The 3,525-nt window shown below is 38.4% G+C and carries 2 protein-coding genes; both read right to left on the bottom strand.

What is annotated here, in order from left to right:
• Positions 1–106: 106 nt before the first annotated feature.
• Entirely contained in the window at positions 107–2,473 is a 2,367-nt protein-coding gene (locus IV84_RS10045) for a phosphoketolase family protein (RefSeq protein WP_056986599.1), read from the bottom strand.
• Positions 2,474–2,712: 239 nt separating this feature from the next.
• Positions 2,713–3,435, bottom strand: a complete 723-nt coding sequence (locus tag IV84_RS10050; RefSeq protein WP_046872328.1) for a GntR family transcriptional regulator — start codon at positions 3,433–3,435, stop codon at positions 2,713–2,715.
• Positions 3,436–3,525: the final 90 nt, after the last annotated feature.

The following is a 3,525-nucleotide window of genomic DNA, read 5'->3' on the forward strand; positions in this document are numbered from 1 at the left end:
TCCACCAATACGATTTGACAGAGACCCAATCAAAATTGATTTTCGCCCTTTTGTTGTCCAAATTATTTTTATGCTTTTCTATAATTTTGAATAGCCTTAAAATTATTTATTTCAAGTCTTTCCAAGTCCAATCTCTAATTTCTGGAAGGTCATCACCATGATCACGAATATATTGATAATGTTCGGCCAATTTATTATCCATCTTCTGAATAAATTCAGCTCCACTTTCAGCATATTTTGGAACTGCCATAATGGCTTCTTTTGATAAGTCGAAACGGTCGAGCTGGTTAACTACTCGCATATCAAATGGCGTGGTAATATCACCATTCTCCCGATAACCATGCACATGAACATTATGGTTATGACGATCAAAGAAGATAGATTTGACAAGATCTTCGTAACCATGAAAAGCAAAGATTATTGGGGTATCTTTTGTAAAGTAGTGATCAAATTCTTCATCAGACAATCCACGTGGATTAACCTTTGGACTTTGCAATTTCAATAAGTCGATAACATTGATAAAGCGAATCTTTAGATCAGGAAAATGATCGTGCAAGATATCAATGGCAGCCAAGCTCTCCAGATTTGGTTCAGTTCCAGCTGCAGCAAAAATAATATCTGGTTTAGCATTCTGATCGGTACTTGCCCAATCAATAATGCCAAGTCCATTTTTCGCTAATACTTCAGCTTCCTCAATTGAATAGAATTGGGGACGTAATTGCTTTGAAGTAACCAAAATATTAATCTTTTCCCGATCATTCATAATTAGTGGACTGACCGCCAGTAACGAGTTAGCGTCAGCAGGTAAATACTCACGCACAAATTCTGGTTTCTTTTCAGCCATATGCGTCAAAATACCGGGATCTTGATGCGTATAGCCATTATGGTCTTGTTGGAAACTAGTCGAAGTTGAAACCACATTTAAAGATGGATAATCTTTTCGCCATTTTAACTCACTTGCTTTACGTAACCATTTGAAATGCTGGGTCAGCATGGAATCCACTACCCGTAAGAAGGCTTCATAACTTGTGAAGATCCCGTGACGGCCAGTCAATGTGTAGGCTTCAAGCCATCCTTCAGCCTGATGCTCTGAAAGCTGGGCATCCAAAATTCGACCAGCGGGAGCTAAATCTTCGTCCCAATCCTTTTTAATGGGATCAATCCACTGTCGGTTAGTCGTTTCAAATAATCCGTATAGCCGGTTCGACATTGTTTCATCCGGACCAAACATCCGAAAGTTATCTGGATTTAATTTAATGACATCCCGTAGATAATCAGACCAAATGATCATATCCTGTTTGACAGATTGTCCACGTTTACTAGTATCAACCGCATAATCACGAAAATCAGGTAGGCGTAAATCTTTAGGATTAATGCCGCCATTCGTAATCGGATTAGCTGCCATTCTTTTATTGCCTTTAGGAGCAATGGCGGCAATCTCCGGTTTGAGTTTACCATTTTCATCAAATAATTCTTCTGGTTTATAAGACTTCATCCAATCGACAAGGGCATCTGCATGTTGCATGTCTCCTTGATCGACAGGAATTGGAATTTGATGCGCACGGAATGTTCCTTCAACCACTTTACCATCCCATGTTTTTGGACCAGTCCAGCCCTTTGGTGAACGGAAAACAATCAATGGCCAACTTGGAAGACTAGGATCATTATTTTCACGGGCATTCTTTTGAATCGCTTGAATTTGTTCAATCGCAGTATCCATTGCCTTAGCCATCTGGGGATCCATCTTTTCGGCGTCGTTACCTTCAACAAAGATTGGATTCCAATTTAAGCCTTCAAAATACTGTCTGATTCTATCATCTGACATCCGACTAAATAAAGTTGGATTACTCAGTTTATAGCCATTGATATCAAGGATTGGCAAAACTGCCCCATCATTAATTGGATTAATAAACTTGTTGGATTGCCAAGATGTTGCGAGTGGACCTGTTTCAGCTTCTCCATCACCAACGACAACCGCTGCAATTTGATCAGGATTATCCAAAATAGCACCTGTTCCATGCGAAAGGGAATAGCCAAGCTCGCCACCCTCATGAATTGATCCAGGAGTCACTGGAGCAGCATGTGATGCCACACCACCAGGCCAAGAGAACTGTTTAAATAGTTTCTGCATTCCTGATTCATCCTGAGTAATTTCTGGATAAACTTCGGTATAACTGCCGTCCAAATAAGAATTTGAAACCATAACTTGGCCACCATGACCAGGACCTTCAATGTAAAACATATTGACGTTATATTTATTAATAACTCGATTTAAATGAGCATAAATGTAATTTTGACCAGGAATTGTTCCCCAATGTCCAATTGGATGGACCTTTACATCATCGTTTTTCAATGGACGTTTTAATAATGGGTTATCTTTTAAATAAAGTTGCCCAACTGACAGGTAATTTGCTGCCCGCCAAAATTTATCAAGATTTTCAAAATAGGTTTTTGATGAATAATCAGTTGCCATTGTATTGCTCCCTTCAAGCATTTAGCTTCTTAGCTTTGTTACCGAATACACCATAATAATAACCCGATATTTTGTCATGGTCAACTAATTTGAAAATTGATACGGTCCAATTTAATTAGAACAAATTAATTGCTAAATAATTACAATTTTTCTCCTATTACATTCACTGATAGCCCGCTACATCATGCAACCCACAAAAAAAAGCAGTTAGCTATATTTTAGTTAACTACTTCCTCTTACTATTTTAATTCGACCACCGCATTATATTTCATATACTTGTAATGAAGCCGCATGTTAGATAGCTCAAATGGTGTGCCATCATCCAAAAAGAAGATTCCAGACATGACCCCCACTGGTTCTTGGGGCGTCAAATTTAAAAGCTCTTGGTCTTCCTTTGTCGAAGGCTGAGCTTCAATCGATAAAAAGGATTTTGTGACCGTCTGATTCTTTTTATCTTCCAGATAATTAAAAATTGATTTTGATACAATTGTACGTGATAACTCTGGCACAATTTTAATTGGAATATAGCCCGTTTCAATCATCACTGGCTGATCATCCAACAATCGCAGTCGCCGAATCTGATAAACGAAATCTTCTGCTTCAAGGAATAAATCCGTCTGCATTTCTTTTGTTGCTGGAATTACAGAAAAATCTAACACTTTAATTCCCGGTTTTCGTCCGTCAGCGCGCATACTATCTGTCACGCCCAAGTTAGAACCTTCATAGGTAAACAGCGAACGATTTTTTAAGTATAGTGGATTCACAAAAGTCCCAGAACCGCGTTTCTTAAACACAATTCCTTCGTCTGCTAATACACTCAACGCGCGTTTAATCGAGCTGCGACTTACCCCATATTGACTAGTCAACATTCGTTCGTCTGGCAATTTTTTAGCAGGGAATTCATTATTGAAGATTCGTTTTTCCAAATCTTTTAAAATCGTTTTATACAACAAATCAGCCAATTTATTCCCACCTTTCAGTCATGCCATTAATTTATACCTTAAATTATAGCATATCCCAATAGTGTTAGTGTAAGGTTTTCCTAGATGGTC

Origin of the sequence: Pediococcus damnosus (assembly GCF_001437255.1) — a bacterium.
Classification (GTDB): Bacteria; Bacillota; Bacilli; order Lactobacillales; family Lactobacillaceae; genus Pediococcus; species Pediococcus damnosus.